4 protein-coding genes are annotated in these 3,171 nt (G+C 74.8%); 1 reads left to right on the top strand and 3 read right to left on the bottom strand.

The features are described 5' to 3' along the window. The coding region (locus ACFU99_RS06640; protein ID WP_384386754.1) for an erythromycin esterase family protein at window positions 1-293 on the bottom strand (293 nt) is incomplete at its 3' end. Window positions 294-396: 103 nt separating this feature from the next. Between ACFU99_RS06640 and ACFU99_RS06635 the strand changes: the two genes are divergently transcribed. Next, the gene (locus ACFU99_RS06635; protein ID WP_384386751.1) at window positions 397-1,962 is read left to right on the top strand and encodes an alpha/beta hydrolase; all 1,566 of its coding nucleotides are present in this window, start codon (window positions 397-399) and stop codon (window positions 1,960-1,962) included. Here ACFU99_RS06635 and ACFU99_RS06630 read toward each other — a convergent pair. Next, window positions 1,959-2,171 carry a hypothetical protein gene (locus tag ACFU99_RS06630; RefSeq protein WP_363133471.1) on the bottom strand — a complete coding sequence of 71 codons (213 nt, stop codon included), beginning with the start codon at window positions 2,169-2,171 and terminating at the stop codon, window positions 1,959-1,961. The two genes, ACFU99_RS06635 and ACFU99_RS06630, sit on opposite strands and share 4 nt — an antisense overlap. 97 nt (window positions 2,172-2,268) lie before the next feature. After that, window positions 2,269-3,171 (bottom strand): hypothetical protein (locus ACFU99_RS06625; protein WP_384386748.1); only part of this gene is annotated, 903 nt, incomplete at its 5' end.

Genomic DNA, 3,171 nt, shown 5'->3' with positions numbered 1-3,171 from the left:
GTCAGCACGTCCGCAGCCTCGCCGATGCCGTGCAGGACGTAGTCGTTCACGGCGAGGGCCGCCGAGGCGCCGGCCTCCATCGCCAGGACGGTGAAGCCCATCTCCGTGACCAGGAACTCCAGCAGCCGGTGCTTGAGCAGGAAGAACTCCCGCGTGCCGTGCGTGGCCTCCCCCAGCCCCACGGCCCGGACCCCGTCCAGCGTCCGCTTCAGCGGCTCCAGGTCGGCGGTCGGCGCACCCGCCGTCAGACCGCCGACCAGCGGAACCGCGTTCGCCGCCAGCCAAGATCCCACTTCTCCGTCCACAGCTCTTCCCACCCCACCCACCGCTCCCTGTCCCCGAGTTGACCCCATCCTCCCCCTCAACCTCCCTCCTCTCCCCCGCGTCCCCTCCCCCATGGGGATTCGACAACGCAGGAACGCCGCCGTACGCACCGCGCTCGCCCTCGCTCTCACCACCGCCACCGCCACCGCCACCGCCACCGGGTTACTCGCGCCGGGCGCGGTCGCGCACGCCGAGGAACAACCCCCGCCCTCGCCCCCGCCCCCGAAAGCACTGAGCTGGGAGTCCTGTCACGACACCGCGCTCGACGCCGCGAAAGCGCGCTGTGCCGACCTCGTCGTGCCCCTCGACTACGCCCATCCCCACGACGGCCGCACCGTCACCCTCCGCATCTCGCGGATCGCGGCGACCGACCGGGCGCACCGGATCGGGGCGCTGCTGACGAACCCCGGCGGGCCCGGCAGTCCTGGGCTCGGGATGCCGGTGAAGACGCGTCGGGCGATGGGGGACGGGCTGGCGGGGCGGTTCGATCTGATCGGGGTGGATCCGCGGTTCATCGGGCGGAGTTCGGCTGCCGACTGCCGCTGGCCGGTGAAGAGTTGGGCGGAGGCCGCCGGTCATGATCTCGACGGGTTCCGGCGGTCGGCGGCGCGCCAGCGCGAACTGGCCGCGGGCTGCCGCGCGCACGCCTCCGACGCCCTCCCCTACGCCGGCACCCTCTCCGTCGCCCGCGACCTCGACCAGGTGCGGGCCGCGCTCGGGGAGGAGCGCGTCTCCTATCTGGGCGAGTCGTACGGTACGTACCTCGGCGCCGTCTACGCGCAGCTGTTCCCCGCCCGCGTCGACCGGCTCGTGCTCGACGCGCCCGTCGATCCGCGCCGCTGGCCGCTCCGTACGCTCCAGGGCCAGGCCGCGTCCACCGAGCGCGCGCTCCACGCGTGGGCCGGGTGGGCGGCGCGGCGCGATGACGCGTACGGGCTCGGGGCCACCCGCCGGGACGTGCTGCGCACCGTGGAGCACATCCGGCGCGCCGCCGCCCACGCGCCGCTGCGGCTCGGTCCGTACACGCTCGGCGAGCGGCAGTTCCCCATCGCCCTGTACGCGCTCCTCGCCGACGCCCGACGGAATCCGCAGCTCGGCGAGGTCCTGAGCCTCTTCCGTACGGCCGCCGACGGGAAGCCCGCGCCGCCGCCCAGCGGCGGGGCGGCCGAGCAGCTGCTACGGGCCATGGCCGCCCCGCCCGACGGGCCGACCGGCGGCGACGTCCTCGTCTCCTGCGCGGACGGGCCCATGCCGCACGACCCGATGGCGTACTGGCGCGACATCGAGCGCAGCCGCGCCGCCCTGCCGGTGTTCGGGCCGCTGTTCCACAACATCCTGCCGTGCGCCTTCTGGCCCGCCCCGCGCGAGCCGCACCCCGTCATCGGCAACCGGGTGCCCGCCCTCCTCATCGCCGCCACCGGCGATGTCAAGGCCGCCTACTCGGAGGGCGTCGCCCTCCACGGCCTGCTGCCGCGATCACGGCTCGCGACACTCCGCGCCCGTGTCCACATCGCGTACGGGAGCGGCGTCAGCCGCTGCGTCGACGCCGTGACCAACGCCTACCTCGCCTCCGGTGAGCTGCCCCGACGCGACCTGGAATGCCGCCCCGACACCCGACCCAGCAGCTGGAGCAGCTAGAACAGCGGCTGCTGGCCCGGGATCGGCGGCTCCTCCGGGTCGAAGAGTTTGGGGGCCGCCGCCATCAGGGGGGCCATCCGTCGAGAGCCGGGACAGGAGATCAGCTCGAAGCTCGTACGGCGGCCCGGCGGGTCGTGGCGGGCGTAGCGGCCGCCGACGACGGCGATCTCGCGGGTGCAGATGGGGCAGGCGCGGCGGGGAGACGACATGACACCAGTTTGACTCAGGTTGATCGCCCCGGTGGTTCGGATCGGCACGCACTGCCCCGGACCGGCACGCACCGCCCCGGACCGGCTCTGCCCCGTTCTAGCCAGTCCCCTCCAGTTCCGTCGCCACCAGCTCCCGCACCCTGTCCGCCAACGCCCGCACTCCCTCGTCCCTCCCGTCCCCCCCGTCCCTCCCCTTCTCCCCCGCCACCGCCGCATCCACCAGCCGCCGCACGTCCTCCGGCCAGCGGCCCGTCGCCCGGCGCTCGGAGCCGACGCGTTCGAAGCCCCGGTCGAGGAGGCCGCACGCCGTGTCGGGGCGGTCACGCCTCACGGCCTTCACGGCGCCGACCGCGTTGGCCAGCGCGCTCGCGGACAGCGGCCACCCGCCGCCCGCCGGCGCCGCGGGCCCGGCCGGGGAGCCGGACTCCGCCCGTACCTCCAGGTCCAGCCGCCAGAACAGCGGCAGATCGCGGAAGGAGAAGAACAGCAGCCGGCGGTCTGCGCGGTGGCGGAAGTCCGGGTCGCTGCGCGGCGGCAGCAGGAGCGGATGGGCGGTGTTCAGGAAGGACGCCACCGACGCGACGCACGCCGCGAAGTCCGCGTCGGGCACGGTCCACACGAGGTCGAAGTCGCTGAAACGATCCGCCGTGTCGGTGGCCAGGGAACCGCGCAGCACGGCCGTACGCGCGTGGGGGCAGCACTCCGCCAGGGCGTCGACGATCCCGCGCAGCGCCTCGGCGAAGGCGAAGCCGCAGCGGTCGCCGATCGCCTCGTAGATGATCTCGACGGGTACGTTCGGCAGCCCGGGTACGGGGATCTCTGCGGCGTCCAGGACGTAACCGGGCTGCCCGCCGCCCTCGGCCCGGGGACCGTGCAACCGCGCCCGCCCGTGCGCGCCGTCCGGGGTGACGACCCAGTACGCGCTCGGGCGGAACAGCTCCGCCTCGTACAGCACGGGCCGGGCGAGTCGGGCGGCGATGCCCCGCCCGAGGGCCGGGCC

The organism is Streptomyces sp. NPDC057654, assembly GCF_042800135.1.
Taxonomy (GTDB): domain Bacteria; phylum Actinomycetota; class Actinomycetes; order Streptomycetales; family Streptomycetaceae; genus Streptomyces.
The sequence above is the reverse complement of the archived record's forward strand: the minus strand, read 5'-3'. Positions and strand labels throughout refer to the sequence as shown.